This is a genomic window from Geobacter metallireducens GS-15 (assembly GCF_000012925.1).
GTDB lineage: Bacteria > Desulfobacterota > Desulfuromonadia > Geobacterales > Geobacteraceae > Geobacter > Geobacter metallireducens.
This window is the reverse complement of record NC_007517.1, coordinates 665,422-683,726: the sequence shown is the minus strand read 5'-3', so window position 1 is coordinate 683,726 and position 18,305 is coordinate 665,422. Positions and strand designations below refer to the sequence as shown.

The 18,305-nt window shown below is 59.7% G+C and carries 14 protein-coding genes, 4 tRNA genes and 1 pseudogene; all 19 read right to left on the bottom strand.

The features are described 5' to 3' along the window. Nucleotides 1–55: 55 nt before the first annotated feature. Complete coding sequence (tuf, locus tag GMET_RS03075; protein WP_011365695.1) at nt 56–1,246, bottom strand: elongation factor Tu; 1,191 nt, start codon at nt 1,244–1,246, stop codon at nt 56–58. Further along, on the bottom strand, nt 1,201–1,317 hold the full coding sequence (locus GMET_RS19260) for a hypothetical protein (protein ID WP_187148462.1): 117 nt from the start codon (nt 1,315–1,317) through the stop codon (nt 1,201–1,203). The genes tuf and GMET_RS19260 overlap by 46 nt, the downstream gene beginning before the upstream one ends. Further along, nucleotides 1,306–1,381: transfer RNA gene (locus tag GMET_RS03070), tRNA-Thr, on the bottom strand. Before GMET_RS03070 ends, GMET_RS19260 begins: the two co-directional genes overlap by 12 nt. A 13-nt stretch (nt 1,382–1,394) precedes the next feature. Continuing rightward, a tRNA-Gly gene (locus GMET_RS03065) sits at nt 1,395–1,471 on the bottom strand. Nucleotides 1,472–1,579: 108 nt separating this feature from the next. Further along, nucleotides 1,580–1,665: transfer RNA gene (locus GMET_RS03060), tRNA-Tyr, on the bottom strand. 22 nt (nt 1,666–1,687) lie between these two features. Then, nucleotides 1,688–1,763: transfer RNA gene (locus GMET_RS03055), tRNA-Thr, on the bottom strand. A 143-nt stretch (nt 1,764–1,906) separates the two neighbouring features. Beyond that, nucleotides 1,907–2,716, bottom strand: a pseudogene (locus GMET_RS03050) (electron transfer flavoprotein subunit beta/FixA family protein). A gap of 73 nt (nt 2,717–2,789) precedes the next feature. Then, a complete protein-coding gene (locus GMET_RS03045; RefSeq protein WP_011365694.1) occupies nt 2,790–4,601 on the bottom strand; it encodes a YgiQ family radical SAM protein in 1,812 nt (603 codons plus the stop codon). Between the two features lie 9 nt (nt 4,602–4,610). After that, entirely contained in the window at nt 4,611–5,651 is a 1,041-nt protein-coding gene (gene argC, locus GMET_RS03040; protein ID WP_004514738.1) for an N-acetyl-gamma-glutamyl-phosphate reductase, read from the bottom strand. 128 nt (nt 5,652–5,779) lie between these two features. Further along, nucleotides 5,780–6,172: a 30S ribosomal protein S9 gene (rpsI, locus tag GMET_RS03035; RefSeq protein ID WP_004514737.1), complete on the bottom strand. Its 393-nt coding sequence runs from the start codon at nt 6,170–6,172 to the stop codon at nt 5,780–5,782. A 35-nt stretch (nt 6,173–6,207) separates the two neighbouring features. After that, on the bottom strand, nt 6,208–6,639 hold the full coding sequence (gene rplM / locus GMET_RS03030) for a 50S ribosomal protein L13 (RefSeq protein WP_004514736.1): 432 nt from the start codon (nt 6,637–6,639) through the stop codon (nt 6,208–6,210). Nucleotides 6,640–6,740: 101 nt separating this feature from the next. Next, nucleotides 6,741–7,475, bottom strand: a complete 735-nt coding sequence (gene truA / locus GMET_RS03025; RefSeq protein WP_004514735.1) for a tRNA pseudouridine(38-40) synthase TruA — start codon at nt 7,473–7,475, stop codon at nt 6,741–6,743. 83 nt (nt 7,476–7,558) lie between these two features. Beyond that, the gene (locus tag GMET_RS03020) at nt 7,559–8,578 is read right to left on the bottom strand and encodes an aspartate-semialdehyde dehydrogenase (protein ID WP_004514734.1); all 1,020 of its coding nucleotides are present in this window, start codon (nt 8,576–8,578) and stop codon (nt 7,559–7,561) included. Between the two features lie 3 nt (nt 8,579–8,581). Then, complete coding sequence (gene asd, locus GMET_RS03015) at nt 8,582–9,682, bottom strand: aspartate-semialdehyde dehydrogenase (RefSeq protein WP_004514733.1); 1,101 nt, start codon at nt 9,680–9,682, stop codon at nt 8,582–8,584. Nucleotides 9,683–9,718: 36 nt separating this feature from the next. Beyond that, nucleotides 9,719–10,807, bottom strand: a complete 1,089-nt coding sequence (gene leuB, locus GMET_RS03010) for a 3-isopropylmalate dehydrogenase (protein ID WP_004514732.1) — start codon at nt 10,805–10,807, stop codon at nt 9,719–9,721. Nucleotides 10,808–11,069: 262 nt separating this feature from the next. After that, nucleotides 11,070–12,119 (bottom strand): hypothetical protein, encoded by a 1,050-nt coding sequence (locus tag GMET_RS03005; protein WP_004514731.1) that lies wholly within the window; start codon nt 12,117–12,119, stop codon nt 11,070–11,072. A 45-nt stretch (nt 12,120–12,164) separates the two neighbouring features. Then, nucleotides 12,165–14,303, bottom strand: a complete 2,139-nt coding sequence (locus GMET_RS03000) for a PKD domain-containing protein (protein ID WP_011365693.1) — start codon at nt 14,301–14,303, stop codon at nt 12,165–12,167. 253 nt (nt 14,304–14,556) lie between these two features. Continuing rightward, nucleotides 14,557–15,639 (bottom strand): hypothetical protein, encoded by a 1,083-nt coding sequence (locus tag GMET_RS02990; RefSeq protein WP_004514788.1) that lies wholly within the window; start codon nt 15,637–15,639, stop codon nt 14,557–14,559. A 48-nt stretch (nt 15,640–15,687) separates the two neighbouring features. Further along, nucleotides 15,688–18,108, bottom strand: a complete 2,421-nt coding sequence (locus GMET_RS02985; protein WP_011365692.1) for a PKD domain-containing protein — start codon at nt 18,106–18,108, stop codon at nt 15,688–15,690. Between the last annotated feature and the right edge of the window lie 197 nt (nt 18,109–18,305).

Below are 18,305 nucleotides of genomic sequence, written 5' to 3'. Positions count from 1 at the left end.
TCATAGTAAAGAATGCGAGCAGGCCTAGGCCTGCTCGCGAAATTTCCAGCAACAATTATTCGATGATAGAGCTGACAACACCGGCGCCGACAGTACGGCCACCCTCACGGATAGCGAACCGCAGGCCTTCGTCCATGGCGATTGGGGTGATCAGGTTAACCGTTACGGCTACGTTGTCGCCGGGCATGACCATTTCGGTCCCTGCGGGAAGGTCTACTATGCCGGTCACGTCGGTGGTCCGAAAGTAGAACTGCGGACGATAGCCGTTGAAGAACGGGGTGTGGCGCCCGCCTTCTTCCTTGGTCAGAATGTAGGCCTCGGCCTTGAACTTGGTGTGCGGGGTGATGCTCCCCGGCCTCGCCAGCACCTGGCCACGCTCGATGTCTTCACGCTTTACACCACGGAGCAGGGCGCCGATGTTGTCGCCGGCACGCCCTTCATCGAGGAGCTTGCGGAACATTTCTACACCGGTAACAGTGGTCTTGGTGGTCGTCTTGATTCCAACGATCTCGACTTCCTCGCCCACCTTGACAACGCCACGCTCAACCCGACCAGTGGCAACGGTACCGCGACCGGAGATGGAAAAGACGTCTTCGACGGGCATCAGGAACGGCTTGTCGATGGCGCGCTCAGGCTCGGGAATATAGGCGTCGACGGCGTCCATGAGCTTGACGATGGCTTCAGAGCCGAGCTCGTCCTTGTCGCCATTGAGGGCCTTGAGGGCGGAACCCTTAATGATGGGAATGTCGTCGCCCGGGAAATCATAGGAGGAGAGCAGTTCGCGAATCTCCAGCTCGACGAGCTCAAGAAGCTCTTCGTCATCGACCATGTCAGCCTTGTTAAGGAACACAACGATGTAGGGAACCCCTACCTGACGAGCAAGCAGAATGTGCTCGCGGGTCTGGGGCATGGGGCCGTCGGCGGCGGAGACAACGAGAATCGCGCCGTCCATCTGAGCCGCACCGGTGATCATGTTCTTGACGTAGTCAGCGTGGCCGGGACAGTCAACGTGAGCATAGTGACGCTTTTCGGTTTCATACTCAACGTGCGAGGTGGCGATGGTGATACCACGCTCACGCTCCTCAGGGGCGTTGTCGATCTGATCAAAGCCCTTGAATTCGGCCTGGCCGCGCTCGGCCAGAACCCGCGTGATGGCGGCGGTCAGCGTGGTCTTGCCATGATCAACGTGACCAATCGTCCCTATGTTGACGTGCGGTTTTGTTCTCTCGAATTTTGCCTTTGCCATGTAGGATTCCTCCCGGACAATCTATTTTGAGAATTGCTTCTCGCTAAAAACGAAAAAAATGGAGCCCACAACCGGATTCGAACCGGTGACCTCTTCCTTACCAAGGAAGTGCTCTACCTACTGAGCTATGTGGGCATGATGCAAAGTATGGAGCGGGAAACGGGACTCGAACCCGCGACCCTCAGCTTGGAAGGCTGACGCTCTAGCCAACTGAGCTATTCCCGCCGAACCGCTCTGAAGCTTTTTGAAGCCCCGCAGCGCCACCGCTCCCAGTACCAACGGCTTCTCAACCTCCTGGGGCACGCCTACGTCACAAGACTTCTGAAGATTGTATGGTGGAGGGAGGAGGATTCGAACCTCCGAAGTCGTACGACGACAGATTTACAGTCTGTTCCCTTTGGCCGCTCGGGAATCCCTCCAGACGGAGATGCGAGTTTCAAATGGAGCTGGCGACAGGACTTGAACCCGCAACCTGCTGATTACAAGTCAGCTGCTCTACCAGTTGAGCTACGCCAGCGCGAAAAAATCTATACCTGCTTTTTATTTCACGGTCAAGCTTTTTAGCACAAAGAAGACACTCTATATAAACCACTGAATAATGCATGTCAAGTTAAATAATCCAACCGCCCTACTTTCACACCAGATACCAACGTCGTTTTCCTAGAAGGGAAGCAAGTCATTGTTCTGCAGGGTTTCCACCATCAGGCGCGCCGTTCCCGCCGGATCGGCTTCACCGTCTCCAATAATTTGCCCCTTGGCGCGCTCCGGGGGAAATATACGACTAACCCACGTCGGAGGCCCCTTAAGTCCAACGGTTGCTGGATCAAGTCTGAGCACCTCGTTGTTCCACATAGTCACCGGCGAATCAGCAGCCTCTATGCGCATCGGAACGGCAGGATATCGCGGGCGGTTGATTTCCCGAACAACCGTCAACATGGCTGGCAGTCGTGCCTCCACCATTTCGTAGCGCCCCTCAAGCTTTCGCCGCACCCTGATTTACGGGCGCCGAGATCAAGCTCCTCAAGCCGATCGACCAGTGTCAACTGGGCAAACCCGAGCCGGGTAGCGATCCCCGGCCCTACCTGCGCGGTATCGCCGTCAATGGTCTGCTTTCCGCATATCACGAGGACGACCTCGTCCTTTTCACCCAGACAGCTGATGGCAGAAGAGAGGACATTACTGGTCGCGAGGGTGTCAGCCCCACCAAACGACCGGTCGGAGAGGATAATTGCCTCGTCGATCCCGAGGGCTATCGCCTTGCGAATGGTGGCCTCGGCATTGGGGGCCCCATGGCTATGACCGCAACCCGCAGGCCATAACGGTCCCTGAGACAAAGGCTCTCTTCCAGGGCATGGGTGTCATAGGGATTTACTATGAATGGAATCCCTTCACGCACCAGCGTGTTGGTAACTGGATCAATCTGAACCTGCGTCGTGTCGGGACTTGCTTGATACAGCATACGACAAGCATGGCGCCCTCCTCCATGGGGGCAGCACGCCCCTTGTATAGGACTAAATTAATTAAATCGCATCCGTGTCCGGAGTCAAGGGCGGCGCTTGCCACCTCTCGGCGCGCTGCGGCTTTTTTCCCTCTGCCGGAATCCCCCAAGGAGTTCGGCAGCCTCCTTCTCGCGGCCACAGGCCCGAAGTGCTTCAAGAACGTTGCGCCGCTCTTCGGGCTGATGCCACAGAAGCAGCGCCTTCTGAAGCCGTTTCTCCCGGTCGCTTCGCGCCACATAGACGTTCCGCCCGGAGAAGGGATCGATACCCGTATGGTACATGCAGGTGGCAAGGGTTCCAGGGGTAGGTGTGAAGTCCTGCACCTGGTCCACCCGCATGTTGTGGCGCTTGAGAAACAGGGCCAGCTCCACCATGTGATCAAGAGTACAACCTGGATGCCCCGACATCAGGTAGGGAATCACGTACTGTTTTCGCCCCAGGCGCATGCTTTCGTCCCTGAAGCGGGCAAGAAAGCGCTCGAACGCCTCCTTCCCCGGTTTACGCATCAGATCGGTGACCACATCCACCGTATGCTCCGGAGCGACCTTGAGGAGTCCGCCCACATGGTGGGCCAACAGCTCGCCAAAGTACCCCGGTTGTCGCTCCAGGAGGTCGTAGCGGATGCCCGACGACACCGCCACGTGCCTCACTCCCGGAATCGCTCTCACCCGCCTGAGGAGGGTAGCCGCCCGTCGGTCGTGGGTGACAAGATGTCGACAGACCGATGGGAAGAGGCAGCTTTCGCGGCGGCAGTTCTTCCCTGCATCAGGACTGCCACAGCGCAGGCCATACATGTTGGCTGTCGGCCCGCCCACGTCGCTGACACTCCCGCGAAACCAAGGCATCTTCACCATTCGCCCGACTTCCTCCGTAACTGAGTGCTCGCTTCGCGACTGGATAAACTTCCCCTGGTGGTGGGTTATGGCGCAGAAGGCGCACCCGCCGAAGCAGCCGCGATGCGTGGTGATGGATGACTTGATCTGGTCATAGGCTGGTATTGGCTCTTTGTATGACGGATGGGGCGTCCGGGCGAACGGAAGTGCATAGACAGCATCTATCTCCGCTTCAGAGAGTGGAACGGAAGGGGGATTACAAACGAGCAGGCGCTCGCCGTGGCGCTGAGCAAGGGCCTTGCCGCTACCGGGATTCATTTCATGCGTGACGAGCCTGAAAGCTTCGGCATAGCGACGGGGATCAGCCATCACCTCCTCGCAGGCGGGAAGCACTATCGCGCCGGAAGGCACGTCTCCCCGGGCCGCATACGCCGTCCCCGGAATGTCGGTAAGCTGCGCGAGGGGTTCTCCGCCGCTCAGCCGCTCGGCCAACTCCAGGATAGGTCGCTCCCCCATACCGAATACGAGGAGGTCCGCCTTGGCGTCAAAGAGAATGGAGCGACGGACCTTGTCTTCCCAATAGTCGTAGTGGGCGAAACGACGAAGCGATGCTTCAATGCCGCCGACAACCACCGGTACGTCCTTGAATGCTTCCTTGAGTCGGGAGGTATAGACAATGGTGGCCCGATTGGGGCGGGCGCCATGGCGGCCGCCGGGGGTATAGGCGTCGTCGTGGCGTAGTTTCTTGAGGGGGGTATAGTGGGCAACCATTGAATCCATGGCGCCGGCAGAGACGGCAAAGAAAAGACGGGGACGCCCAAGAGCCATGAAGGGCTCCCGGGAGCGCCAATCGGGTTGGGGAATGATCCCGACCCTGAAGCCGTGGGATTCAAGCCATCGGGCCAGAAGCGGAACACCAAAGGCCGGGTGGTCGATATAGGCGTCACCGGTAACAAAAACGACGTCAAGTTCGTGCCATCCCCGTTTTAACGCCTCGGCTCTTGTGGTTGGAAGAAACGGCATAGATACCCGTCAGGGAAAAAGGGGGAGCCCTTCCAGCCCCATCGTCTCAGGGAAGCCGTACATAATGTTCATGTTCTGCACGGCTTGGCCGGCGGCACCTTTCACGAGGTTATCGATGGCGGAAACCACGATGACCCGCCCAGTGCGACTGTCCACAGCCAACCCGATGTCGCAGAAATTGGAGCCACGCACGTGAGCAGTGGATGGGACGTTTCCGGCGGGAAGCACACGGACAAAGGGCTCCCCTTCGTAGAATTCAGCATAGAGCTTCACCAGTTCGGCGACGGAGTCAGTGCCTGTAAGCCGCGCGTAGATGGTGGAGAGGATTCCCCGGTCCATGGGAACCAGGTGGGGAGTGAAGGTGATGGTGATCGGCCCACCAGCCAGAAGCGACAACTCCTGCTCGATTTCGGGGATATGCCGGTGCACTCCACCCACCCCGTATGCCTTGAACCCGTCATTCACTTCGCAGTAAAGGTTCTCTACCTTGGCGCCCCGGCCTGCACCCGAAACCCCAGACTTGGAGTCGGCAATAATGGTCGACGGGTCGATAAGGCGCTTTTTCAGGAGCGGCATGAGCCCCAGAATGACGCTCGTGGGGTAGCAGCCGGGGTTACCCACGAGCCAGGCATCACCGATCTTCTCCCGCCGGATCTCTGGAAGGCCGTAGACCGCCTCCTTCAGGTTCTCGGGGTTCATGTGGGGTTCGTACCACTTCTCATAAACGGCTGGATCATTGAAGCGATAGTCGGCGGAGAGGTCAACCACCCTCTTCCCCAGCTCCAGAAACGTGGGAACCACTTCCATAGCCGCCTTGTGGGGAAGGGCCGTAAAGATAAGGTCGGCCTTCTGGGCCACCTTGACCGGTTCCAGATTCTCAAGCACCTGTGTGTAGCGGCTGCGCAACGTCGGGAAGACAGCGGCGACGGGCCGGCCGGCGCTCTGTTCAGAGGTAATACAGGTGACAGCCACCTCGGGATGGCAGTAAAGCAGCCTGAGCAGCTCGACTCCGGTGTATCCGCTCGCTCCGACGACGGCAACATTCAGCATAGGCAAACTCCTGAGAAAAAAGGTGGCTGACACGAAGTATCAAAAGTATAGGGCAAACTCTGGCAAAGCAAAAGGGGAAAACCCGAATGGATTTTCCCCTTGAACAGCCGTGGCTGCAGATGATGCGCTTAGCGCTTGGAGAACTGGCAGCTTCTCCGGGCGGCGCGCTTACCGTACTTCTTCCGCTCCTTGATGCGGGAGTCACGGGTGATGAAACCAGCCTTCTTGAGGGTGCCGCGGAGGGCGACGTCCACTTCGAGAAGAGCTTTCGTAATGCCATGCTTGATGGCGCCGGCCTGACCAGAGTCGCCGCCGCCGCGGACGTTCACATAGATGTCGAAGTTGCCCACTTTCTCAACCAGTTCCAAAGGCTGTTTGACGACCATCTTGGAAGTCTCGCGCCCGAAGTAGTCGTCGATGGACTTGTTGTTGATGACAATGTTCCCGGTCCCCGGCTTCAGCCAGACCCTGGCGACCGACGATTTCCGCTTACCCGTACCGTAGTAGCTGATTGCTGCCATTCGTTATCTCCTGATCCGTATATTCTCTGAACCGATTAGATTTCGAGAGTCTTGGGCTGCTGGGCCTCGTGCGGATGCGCGGGACCGGCGTAGACCTTGAGCTTCTTGAGCATGTGACGGGCAAGCTTGTTCTTCGGAAGCATCCCCTTTACAGCCTTGCGGATAAGGTCTTCAGGCTTTTTCTCGATGAGCTTGCCTGCGGCGATGGACTTGATGCCCCCCGGAAATCCGGAGTGGCTATAGTACATCTTGTCGGCGAGCTTGTTGCCGGTGAGCTGAATCTTCTCAGCATTGACCACAACGACAAAATCACCAGTGTCAACACTCGGGGTGTAGATCGGCTTTTTCTTGCCGCGGAGGATATTGGCGATCTCGGTGGCCATGCGACCGAGCACCTTGTTATCAGCATCGACCAGGAACCAGTCCCTGGTTACTTCTTCTTTCTTTGCAACCTTCGTCGTCTTCATCGAACCCTCTCAAACTGGATGGAATAAAGAGTAAAACACTTTTCTCAGCGAAGGACGGATAATACTATGGCTATCAGCAGCTGTCAACCCTAAAATATATGTCAATAATAGACTTCCATGAGGCACAGCCCCTGAGGGGGGGCTGTCGGGCCGGCAAAACGTTCTCCAGGATACCGAAACAGAAGCGCCACGTCATCGGCACTCCGCCTCCCCCGGCCAACCTCCACCAGGGTGCCAACCATGATCCGGACCATGTTGCGCAGGAATCCGGAACCCTTTACGTCAATATGGAGGAGATCCCCTTCCAGTGCCAGGTCCACGGCATCTATCCGTCGGACTGTGGTCCGCGCGGCACAACCTGCTGTGCGAAAAGAGGCGAAATCATGCTCACCGACCATATGGCTGGCCCCCTTTTCCATGGCTGCCAGATCGAGCGTCTCCCTCGCGTGCCAGACATAGTGGCGGCAAAGGGGAGAACGGCGCTCCCCCCGGTGTATGGTATAGCGGTAGTGCTTGCCTGCGGCGTCAAAGCGCGGATTAAAGCCGTCCGGAGCCTCCAGCGCTTCCATCACAGCGATATCGGGAGGAAGAAGCGCATTGAGCCCATCGGAGAAGGCCCGCATCGGCAGCCCTTTGGCAGTGGTGAAGGCGGCAACCATGCCCCGGGCGTGGACACCGGCATCGGTGCGGCCAGAGGAATGCACGCGAACCGGTTCCTTCAGCAGCCTCGCCAACGCCTCTTCGACCACCTGCTGGACAGAGATGCCGTTGGGCTGAATCTGCCAGCCCGCGTAGTTTGTGCCGTCGTACTCGAGAACAAGTTTAATGGTATGCATAAAAATCAAGGACGCCCTGGAGGGCGTCCCGCTCATGGTGACATGTTGCCATGCGTCCCGGCTGGGGGATATACGAACAGGCCCTACCTGAGATACTTTTCGATCAGAATCTCGGCGATTTGGACGGCATTCGTGGCCGCACCCTTGCGGATATTGTCCGCCACCACCCAGAGGTTGAGGCCGTTGGCGATGGACTCGTCCTCACGGATTCGCCCCACGAGGGTCAGGTCCTGGCCGGCAGCGTCGATGGCCATGGGATAGGATGACGTGGCCGGATCGTCCACCAGCTCCACCCCGGGCGCCTTTGCCAGAAGTTCGCGGGCCGTGGCCACGGTCAGCTTGTTCTCGGTTTCGATATTCACTGACTCGGAGTGGCCGTAGAAGACCGGCACTCGAACTGCAGTGGCGGTTACCCCGATGTTCGCCTCAAGAATCTTCCGGGTTTCGTGCACCATCTTCATCTCTTCCTTGGTATAACCGTTGTCACCGAAGGAATCGATCTGAGGAAGGCAGTTGAAGGCGATCTGGTGGGGGTAGGTCGCCACTTCCGGCGACTTCCCCTGAAAAAGGGTGACCACCTGTTTCTGTAGCTCTTCAATAGCTTTCTTGCCGGTGCCGGAAACAGCCTGGTAGGTGGAGACCACGATCCGCCTGATGACAGCGTGGTCGTGGAGCGGCTTCAGGGCCACCACCATCTGGATGGTGGAGCAGTTGGGGTTGGCGATGATACCCTTCTTCCGGTAGTCGGCGATGGCGTGGGGATTCACCTCGGGAACCACCAGCGGCACGTCCGGATCCATCCGCCAGGCACTGGAGTTGTCGATACAAACGGCGCCGGCAGCTGCCGCCGCGGGACAGAAATCCCGGGAACGGTCGCCGCCAGCCGAAAAGAGGGCGATGTCGATCCCCTCAAAGGAGTCGCGGGTCAGCTCTTCCACCATCACCGGCTTTCCCTTGAACTCCAGCACCTCGCCGGCGCTCCGGGCACTGGCCAGGTAGCGGATCTTCCCCACAGGGAAGTTGCGCTCTTCGAGGCATTCGATCATCTGGCCACCGACGGCGCCAGTGGCGCCGACGACGGCCACGTTCCACAGTTTTGCCATTACTTATTTCTCCACGAGGATACGGAGCATCCGGCGCAGGGGCTCGGCAGCCCCCCAGAGGAGTTGATCGCCGCAGGTGAAGGCCTGCATGTACTGGGGGCCCATCTTCATCTTGCGGACCCGGCCGATAGGGACTGTGAGAAGCCCGGATACCGCGGCGGGGGTCAGGTCGGCCAAGGTGTCGGCCTTGGTGTTGGGGACGAACTTGACCCACTGGTTGTCGTTCTTGATCAGCTCTTCAATATCGCCCAGGGGGACGTCCTTGTTCAGCTTGATGGTCAGGGCCTGGCTGTGACAGCGCATGGCGCCGACGCGGACGCAGATGCCGTCCACCGGGATCGGGGTGGTTGTGCCGAGGATCTTGTTGGTCTCGGCGAAGCCCTTCCACTCCTCCCGGCTCTGGCCGTCCTCCACCTCCCGGTCGATCCAGGGAAGGACGCTGCCAGCCAGGGGGAAGCCGAACTCTTTCGTCGGCAGGGCGTCGCCGCGCAGGGTGGCGGTCACATCCCGGTCGATGTCGAGGATGGCCGACGAGGGATTCTTGAGGAGGTCAGCCACGGAACCGTGGAGGGTTCCCATCTGGGAGAGGAGTTCGCGCATGTTGGGGGCACCGGCGCCGGAAGCAGCCTGGTAGGTCATGGAGGTGAGCCACTCCACGAGGCCGGCCCGAAAAAGCCCTCCCAAGGCCATGAGCATGAGGCTCACGGTGCAGTTGCCGCCGATGAAATCCTTTTGCCCCTTGGCCAGGGCCGCGTCGATGACGTTGCGGTTCACCGGGTCGAGGATGATGACCGCATTCGGCTCCATCCGGAGGGTGGAGGCCGCGTCGATCCAGTATCCCTGCCACCCTTGCTTGCGGAGTTCCGGGTGGACGGCCTTGGTGTAGTCGCCACCCTGGCAGGTAACGATGATGTCGAGCTTTTTCAGTTCTTCAATGTCATCGGCACTCTTGAGGGTGCCTGCATTCATGGGGGCAGGCTGCCCCGCCTGGGAGGTGCTGAAGAAAACCGGCTCGATGCCGGTGTTGAAATCCCCCTCCTCCACCATCCGCTGGAGGAGAACCGAACCGACCATACCGCGCCAACCGACGATTCCTACTTTCATGGGCAGAACTCCTTTTTCGGGAATAAGGTAAATCCGTTACAGGGCCACGATGATCGCGTCACCCATCTCTTTGGTGTTGACGAGCTTTTCGCCCGGCTTCTCCTGAAAGATGTCACGGGTCCGACATCCCTGGTCGAGCACCTTGGCCACGGCGTTGTCAATGGCATCGGCCGCGTCCACCATGCCGAAGGAGAAGCGGAGCATCATCCCCATGGAGAGGATCTGGGCGATGGGGTTCGCAATCCCTTGCCCCGCAATGTCCGGGGCGCTGCCGCCGGAGGGCTCGTACATGCCGAAGGTCCCCTCGGCAAGCGACGCGGAGGGGAGCATCCCCAGGGAGCCGGTCAGCATGGCTGCCTCATCGGAGAGGATATCGCCGAACATGTTCTCGCAGAGGATGACATCGAACTGCTTGGGCCAGCGGACCAGCTGCATGGCAGCATTGTCCACGTACATGTGGGAGAGCTCCACGTCCGGGTATTCCTTGGCAATGCCGGTGACCACCTCGCGCCAGAGGACCGACGAGGAGAGAACGTTGGCCTTGTCGATGGAGCAGACCTTTTTGCCCCGCTTGCGAGCCGCCTGGAAGGCAACGTGGGTGATCCGTTCGATCTCGGGGACACTGTAGCGCATGGTGTCGAAGCCGACCCGGTCGCGCCCCTCGCCTTCGATCCCCTTGGGCTGGGCAAAGTAGATGCCGCCGGTCAGCTCGCGGATAACCAGCACGTTGAAACCGCCGGCGATGACCTCCTCCTTGAGGGAAGAAGCGCCCGTCAGGGACGGGAAAATGATGGCCGGCCGCAGGTTGGCGTAGAGACCGAAGATCTTTCTGAGGGGAAGGAGCGCGCCCCGCTCGGGCTGCTCATCCGGGGGAAGCGTCTCCCACTTGGGGCCGCCCACGGAGCCGAAGAGGATGGCATCGGACGTCTTGCAGATAGTAATGGTAGTTTCGGGGAGGGCCTTCCCTTCAAGGTCAATACCGGCGCCCCCGACATTGGCGTGGGTCCGCTCGAATTTCACGTCGTACTTCTTCTCTATGGCGTCCAGCACCCGGAGCGCCTCGGCCATAACCTCGGGACCGATGCCGTCACCGGGAAGAACCGCCACCTTGAACACCTGAGACATCCCTACACCCCCGCACAAGAAATATACAAAAGTACTTAATGCTATTGAGCAAAGTCTCTGTTGTCAACAAAAAACCGGCAAAGTGAAATCAGCCCAAACGAGGGGGAGACCCTGATTAGCTGCAGGAAAATTGAGCATTGGGAAGGGGCAGACCAATGGGAAGGGATGACGTAAAAGGGGCGCCTGCCGCATACGACAGACGCCCCGGGTTTAAATACCGCCGGCAAACAGCAAGGCAACCCTCACTGTCCGGCCAGAGGACCTACCAGGCCTCACCGGTTGTGTTCTGGTGGGAGCCGTGGCAATCCGCGTCGCAGGACGGCGTGTCATAGCGGCTTGCCGATGTCGCCTTGGTGTAGCGCAACAATTTGTCCTGCAAGCTGGGGGTCCCGCCACCTTTCCCGTCAGGATAGTACCGGCTTGGCAGTCCCGAAGTGAAGGTCACAATCAACCGGCTTACCTTGCCGCCATGGGGTACCCGCGTGTGGCAATACACGCAGGGGTATTTAGAGTGGTTGCTTTCCGAGTGCGTGTTGTTCGTATTGACGAGGGGGTGGCAGTTCTTGCAGAACAGCTTGCTGTTGCTGGCGTCACCGAGCTTCCAGAGCTGGCCGGTGGCGGAGTTGTAGGGCCAGTCCCTGCCGACGCCAACCAACTTGCCATCGGCGCCGTGGCAGTCGAAGCACTTCATTGTCTGCTTGCCCATGTTGACGTTCCAGGGCGAAGACAGTTGAGTCTTCACAAGGGCCTTGGGCGCGGGAGAATTGGGGTAATTGTTGAGACCGGTGACAATGGGGTGGCCGGAGCGGTTATACTGGCTGAATTCCATGGCTTGGTCGGTAAGAAGCAGCCCCGACGGTCCCGTCACGCCGCTCACGCTATTGGTGGTTGAACCAAGACCGTTGGATGAGTGGCACTTGACGCATACCTGGTACTCCTTGGTTGCAGGAGTAACCTTTGTGTACGATGACGGTGCCGTCCAGATCCCACTGGTAACCGGTTCCACGCCGTTATAGGCGGCGAAATTCGCGGCGTAATCACCATGCTTGCTCAAATGCGTCTCGGCCCCGTGGCAGTTGGAGCAGGTATAGGGCTGTCCCGCCACACCAGTGGCAATGGTATCCTTGACGGCAGCAACGGTGCTGTCATGGCAGGTCTGGCAGACGGTGGCGACAAAACCGCCGTGCTGGGTGACCAGATTGGTTCGATGACAGGAACCGCACGTGCCCGTCCCTATGGTTGCCACGTGTCCCGCCATGGCCGGAGCGGCCAAAGCGAGGAGCGCGATGAATGTGATCCCGATGCGCTTCATTTCGTTTCTCCTTTCAGTTCCTGGACTCTGATTAGTCTCACTACGTTACTGTACCTGGAAGGCACCCTCGGCAACGTAGAGGCTGTTCGAAGTGGGGGTGACACGGAACTTCATCCAGCCGTAGCCGTTCATCTGCTGGGCGATGGAAGTGACGTCGATATCCTTCCACCCGGTGCTGCTCGTGCTGTAGCTCGTGTAGTAGCGGGTGTTCACCGAGGTTCCGTTGGACTGGTACGGGTAGATCCTCAAGGTCCGCGAGGAACTGATGGAGGAGACATACACCCGCAGCACCACCTTGGTGGCGGTCAGGGCATCGCGGTTCAGTTTCATGGCGATGACGTAGTTGCTGCCGCTGCTGCCATACTGCAGCAGGTAGCGGTCGGTAGTGTTGCCGTCGCGGAAGTTGGCGGTGACGTCGCTGCTGTTGCTGTCCGAGGAGGTGACGGAGTAGAGCCGCTGCATGGACAGAACCTGGTCGGCAAAGACCGAGCTGCTGGTCGGGGCCGCCTGGACGGTGACGATGGTGGTGGCGCTGGCGCTGGCGCCGGCGTTGTCGGTGACGGTCAGGGTCACGGTGTAGGTGCCGGCCGTGGCGTAGGTCTTGGTGACGGAGACGCCACTGCCGGTGGTGCCGTCGCCGAAGGTCCAGGCGTACGATACGATGGTGCCGTCCGGGTCGCTGGAAGCGGCCCCGGAGAGGGTCACTGCCTTGTTGACGGTGGTGGTCACATTGGCGCCGGCGTTGGCCACCGGAGGCTGGTTGCCGTAAGCGGCGTGGCAGGAGGTGCAGGTCTGCGGTATGCCGGCCATGCCATCGTTGATGGCTTTCTGGTAGCCGGCGTTAGTGTTGTTGTGACAGGTGAAGCAGTAAACCATTTTCTCTTCATGGGCGGCGATGAAGCCGGTGGTGCTGTTGAGGGTGACCATGTCGTGCTGCTTCGCATGGTTGCCGAAGCCGCCGATGGCGTTGTGGCAGTCGGCACAGACAACCGGTTGGCCACCGAGACCTTTCTGAACAGCCGCGGTTATGGCCGTGTTGGTGCTGGCGTGGCAGGCGGCGCACTGGAAGCCCCGCTGGGCGTGCAGGTCGGTCAGGTTGGTGATGTGGCAGGTGTTGCAGTCGGCGTAGGGAGCGCTGACCTTGCCGGTGTGGGCCGTGGGATGGTTGTACTGGCCGTGGCAGGTGACGCAGTTGACCACCGTGCCGGCACGGCCGGCGGTGATGGCGTTCTGGACTTCAACCCGGGAGCTGGAGTGGCAGGTGGCGCAGGTGGAAGTCCGGGTCAGGTGCTCGTCAAGGACACTCTTGGTGTGGCACTGGGCGCACTCGGCCGCGGTCTGGGCCATGTCGTGCTGGGCAATGTGGTTCACCGTGCCGTGGCAGTTGGCGCAGGATACCTGGATATTGTTCCGACCGTCGGTGATCGTTTTCTGAACGGTGGCGTTGGTGCTCTGGTGGCAGGTGGCGCAGGTGGAGGTCCGGTTCGTGTGCTCGTAAACCACTCCCTGAGTGTGGCACCCTGCGCAGTCCGCAGGCGTTACCACCATGTTGTGCTGGGCTACGTGATCAAAACCAACGTGGCAGGAAGTACAGGTGACCACGACCCCTGTCTTTGCGGAAAGTATAGTCTGTTGCACCGTGACATTAACGCTGCTGTGACAGGTATAGCAGGTGGACGTGCGGGAAAGATGCTCGTTCACCACACCAAGGTTATGGCACTGGGCGCAACTGACATCGGCCATGGCATTATTGTGATTGGTCTTGGGGTTCATGGTCGCATGACAGACACTGCAGTCCCGGACCACAACGGGCGTATTGGCGCCGGAAGCGTCCACAACTATCTGGTGACAGTCAAGGCATTGTTTACCGCGCTCAGCGATCAGTTGATGGTGTCGTCCCTGGTGAATCAGGTCGCCATGACATGCAATGCAATCGCGAACCACAACAGGAGTCTGACTTCCGGACGGACCAACCATCTGGTGGCAGTCAAGACATTGCTTTCCTAGACTGAGCAGCGCATGGTGCCGGTCCGCGGTTTTCCCCTGCGCATCGTTATGACACCCCCTGCAATTGTTCTCAACAAGCGCATGGGCCTCGGGCTGCATAATCGGCACGAACAGGAACAGTGCCAGCAGCGCAAAAACGGTCAGGCGCCCCCTTTCAGAGCCATCTTCAGTCTTCATCTTTTTCCCCTTTCAACTCCGTGACACAGCCTTTTACACGACCAACGAGAAGAATCAAGCCCCAACCATTGATTAACGAATATTAGTTATTTGTGACACATATTGCAAGAAGTACAAAAAAGGCGGCACCGTATCTGCCGCCTTGAGTAGGTTATGGAGTTCGTCCACTATGACCTCTTCTGTTGAGTTTTTTCAGTGAGGCCGGGGGAAGGCTCCCCCGGCCATTCTCTCTTGAAACAAACTCAATTGCACTCTACCAGGTTTCGCCCCCTGATATGGAACCATGCTCACCGCAGTTGGTGCTGCAGCTGGACGTACCGTACGTTCCCGAGGCGGCCTTCTTGAAGGCGGTGACGTGAGGCATCTCGCCTCCCTTGCCGTCGCCCGAGTAACGGGCAGGCAGGCCGGGGGTGGCTGTCCCAATGAGCCGCGACACCTTGCCGCCATGGGGCACCCGAATATGACAGTCGATACACTTGACGCCGCTATGGTCACCGGTGGTGTGAACCTCGCCTGCCCCGGAGAAGTTGTGACAGTTCCAGCAGAACGACATGGAGTTGTTGTTCATCGTCTGGAAGGTGCCGGTGGTAACCCCGGCCACAGTGTAGGGCCATGCCTTGTTGGTCCCCTTCAGGGACCAGGTGATTCCCGCCCCCTGAATACCGGTATCGACGAAGTCGTGGCAGTCGGCGCAGGTCATAGTCTGGTTTCCGACATTCAGCCACGGCGCCTTCATTTCCGTTGTTTTCAGGGCGCGCGGTGCGGGGGAGCCGGTCTGGTTGTTGAGGGTGACGATGACCGGGTGGGCGGACCGGTTGGTGGGGCTGAACTCCCAGGCCTGATCCGTCAGGTTGAGCCCGGAAGGACCAACAACACCAGACGTGGCATTGGTTGTGGCGCCAAGGCCGTTGGAGGAGTGGCACTTGACGCAGAGTTGGTACATCTTGGCTGCCGGCGTTGCCGGGGTATAGCTGGTCGCTCCGGTCCACGTCGTGGTGCCGTAGCCCGGCTCAACCCCGTTATACGTGGAGTAGTTCGCCGCGTAGCCGGGATGTTTCTGGGCATGGGACTGCGACCCGTGGCAGTTGGAGCAGGCGTACTGTTGGCCGGCTACCCCGGCAGCGATAGTGTCCTTCACGGCGGTTGCCATGCCGTCGGTTGCCGGGATGTCGTGGCAGGTCTGGCAGACGGTGGCGGCAAAGCCGCCGTGCTGGGTTACCAGGTTTACTTTATGGCAGTAGGAGCAGTTCCCCTGCCCAACCGCGGCGGTGTGTCCCGCCATGGCCGGAGCCGCCATGGCGAGGAGCGCGGCTGTAGTGATGACGATGCGCTTCATTTCTTTCCTCCATTCGGTTCGCTGGATTCTGTTCACGTCACACCTCCCTTACTGGACCTGGAAGGCGCCCTCGGCAACGTAGAGGCTGCTCGAGGAGGGAGCGACACGGAATTTCATCCAGCCGTAGCCGTTCATCCGCTGGGCGATGGAGGTGACGTCGATATCCTTCCACCCGGTGCTGCTCGTGCTGTAGCTCGTGTAGTAGCGGGTGTTCACCGAGGTCCCGTTAGACTGGTACGGGTAAATCCTCAGGGTCCGCGAGGAGCTGATGGAGGAGACGTACACCCGCAGCACCACCTTGGTGGCGGTCAAGGCGTCGCGGTTCAGTTTCATGGCGATGACGTAGTTGCTGCCGCTGCTGCCATACTGCAGCAGGTAGCGGTCGGTGGTGTTGCCGTCGCGGAAGTTGGCGGTGACATCGCTGCTGTTGCTGTCCGAGGAGGTGACGGAGTAGAGCCGCTGCATGGACAGAACCTGGTCGGCAAAGACCGAGCTGCTGGTCGGGGCCGCTTGGACCGTGACGATGACGGTATCGCTGGCGGTGGCCCCGGCGTTGTCGGTGACGGTCAGAGTCGCGGTGTAGGTGCCGGCCGTGGTGTAGGTCTTGGTGGCGCTGGCGCCGCTGCCGGTGGTGCCGTCGCCGAAGTTCCAGGCGTAGGAGGCGATGGTGCCGTCGGGATCGGTGCCGCTGCCGGTGAAGGTGACCGCCTGGTTGACCCCAACCGTCACGTCGGCGCCGGCGTTGGCGGTCGGCGGCAGGTTGTTGCCGGCTACGGTGTGGCAGGCGTTGCAGCTCTGCTGGATGCCGGCCATGCCGTCGTTGATGACCTTGACCACCGTGGCGTTGGTGCTGGTGTGGCAGGCGGTGCAGTAGACCATTTTCTCTTCATGGGCGGCGATGAAGCCGGTCTGGTCGATGAGGCTGATTTTGTCATGCTGGCCGGCATGGTTACCGAAGCCGCCGATGGCGTTGTGACAGTCGGCACAGACTACCGGCTGACCGCCGAGACCTTTCTGGACGGCCGCGGTTATGGCCGTGTTGGTGCTGGCGTGGCAGGCGGCGCACTGGAAGCCCCGCTGGGCGTGCAGGTCGGTCAGGTTGGTGATGTGGCAGGTGTTGCAGTCGGCGTAGGGAGCGCTGACCTTGCCGGTGTGGGCCGTGGGATGGTTGTACTGGCCGTGGCAGGTGACGCAGTTGACCACCGTGCCGGCACGGCCGGCGGTGATGGCGTTCTGGACTTCAACCCGGGAGCTGGAGTGGCAGGTGGCGCAGGTGGAAGTCCGGGTCAGGTGCTCGTCAAGGACACTCTTGGTGTGGCACTGGGCGCACTCGGCCGCGGTCTGGGCCATGTCGTGCTGGGCAATGTGGTTCACCGTGCCGTGGCAGTTGGCGCAGGATACCTGGATATTGTTCCGACCGTCGGTGATCGTTTTCTGAACGGTGGCGTTGGTGCTCTGGTGGCAGGTGGCGCAGGTGGAGGTCCGGTTCGTGTGCTCGTAAACCACTCCCTGGGTGTGGCACCCTGCGCAGTCCGCAGGCGTTACCACCATGTTGTGCTGGGCAATGTGATTCACACTCACGTGGCAGTTGGAGCAGGTAACCACCGTGCCTGCCTTGCCGGTTGCGATGGTCTGCTGCACCGCCGGAACCGTGCTGGAATGGCAGGTGGCGCAGGTGGACGTGCGGGAAAGGTGCTCGTTCACCACGCCAAGATTGTGGCACTGGGCGCAGTCCACGTTAGCCGTGGCCTTGTCGTGCTGGGCAATGTGGTTCACCACCCCGTGGCAGGAAACGCAGTTGACCGTGATCCCGGCGCGGCCATCGGCGATCGCCTTCACCACCGCCGCGTTGGTACTCTGGTGGCAGGTGGCACAGGTGGAAGTACGGTTCAGGTGCTCGTAGACAACCCCCTGGGCGTGGCAGGAAACGCACTCGGCCGAGGGAACGGCCTTGTCATGCTGGGCGATGTGGTTGATGCTGATGTGGCAATTGAGACAGTTGACCGGCTGCCCGGCGGGTCCCATGCCGATCGTGATGGTATTCTGCACTTCGGGCTTCGTGCTGTTGTGGCAGGTGGAGCAAGTGGAAGTGCGCGTGAGGTGCTCGTTCACCATGCCAAGACTGTGGCACTGGGCGCAATCAGGGGCGGTGGACGCCTTGTCGTGGGCAGCAGCGTGGTCAACCAGGGCGTGGCATGATCCGCAGTTATAGACATCGAGCAGAACGAAGCCACCGGAACCGTTGGAAACAGTCTTGTGACAAAAGTCACACGCGTATCCATTAAGATTCGCCCGGCTATGGTGCATAGTGGCAATAGTGTCGGGCAGTGGGGGGGTATGACAGCCACGGCAGTCGTCCGTGGTCAGCGCCATGGCGTTGTTCGATGCGCCCGTTCCGAGGAGCATCGCAACCGCCATCGCTCCCGCCACCATCAGCGTCGGCAACAACTTTTTCAATTTAGTGTACATGTTCACTCCCTTTCTCCTCCTTTAATGGACTGTTTATCTGAAAACCAATACTGGTGGTTGACACTCCGAGGGGAAACGACGCCTAATAACGGGGTCGCGCCGTGCTTTGACGGCATACCTCTAAACATCCCATACTGATTTCAAACATTTTGCTGCAACTGAATACCTATTTAGCATTCCACATGCCAGAGTTCGGT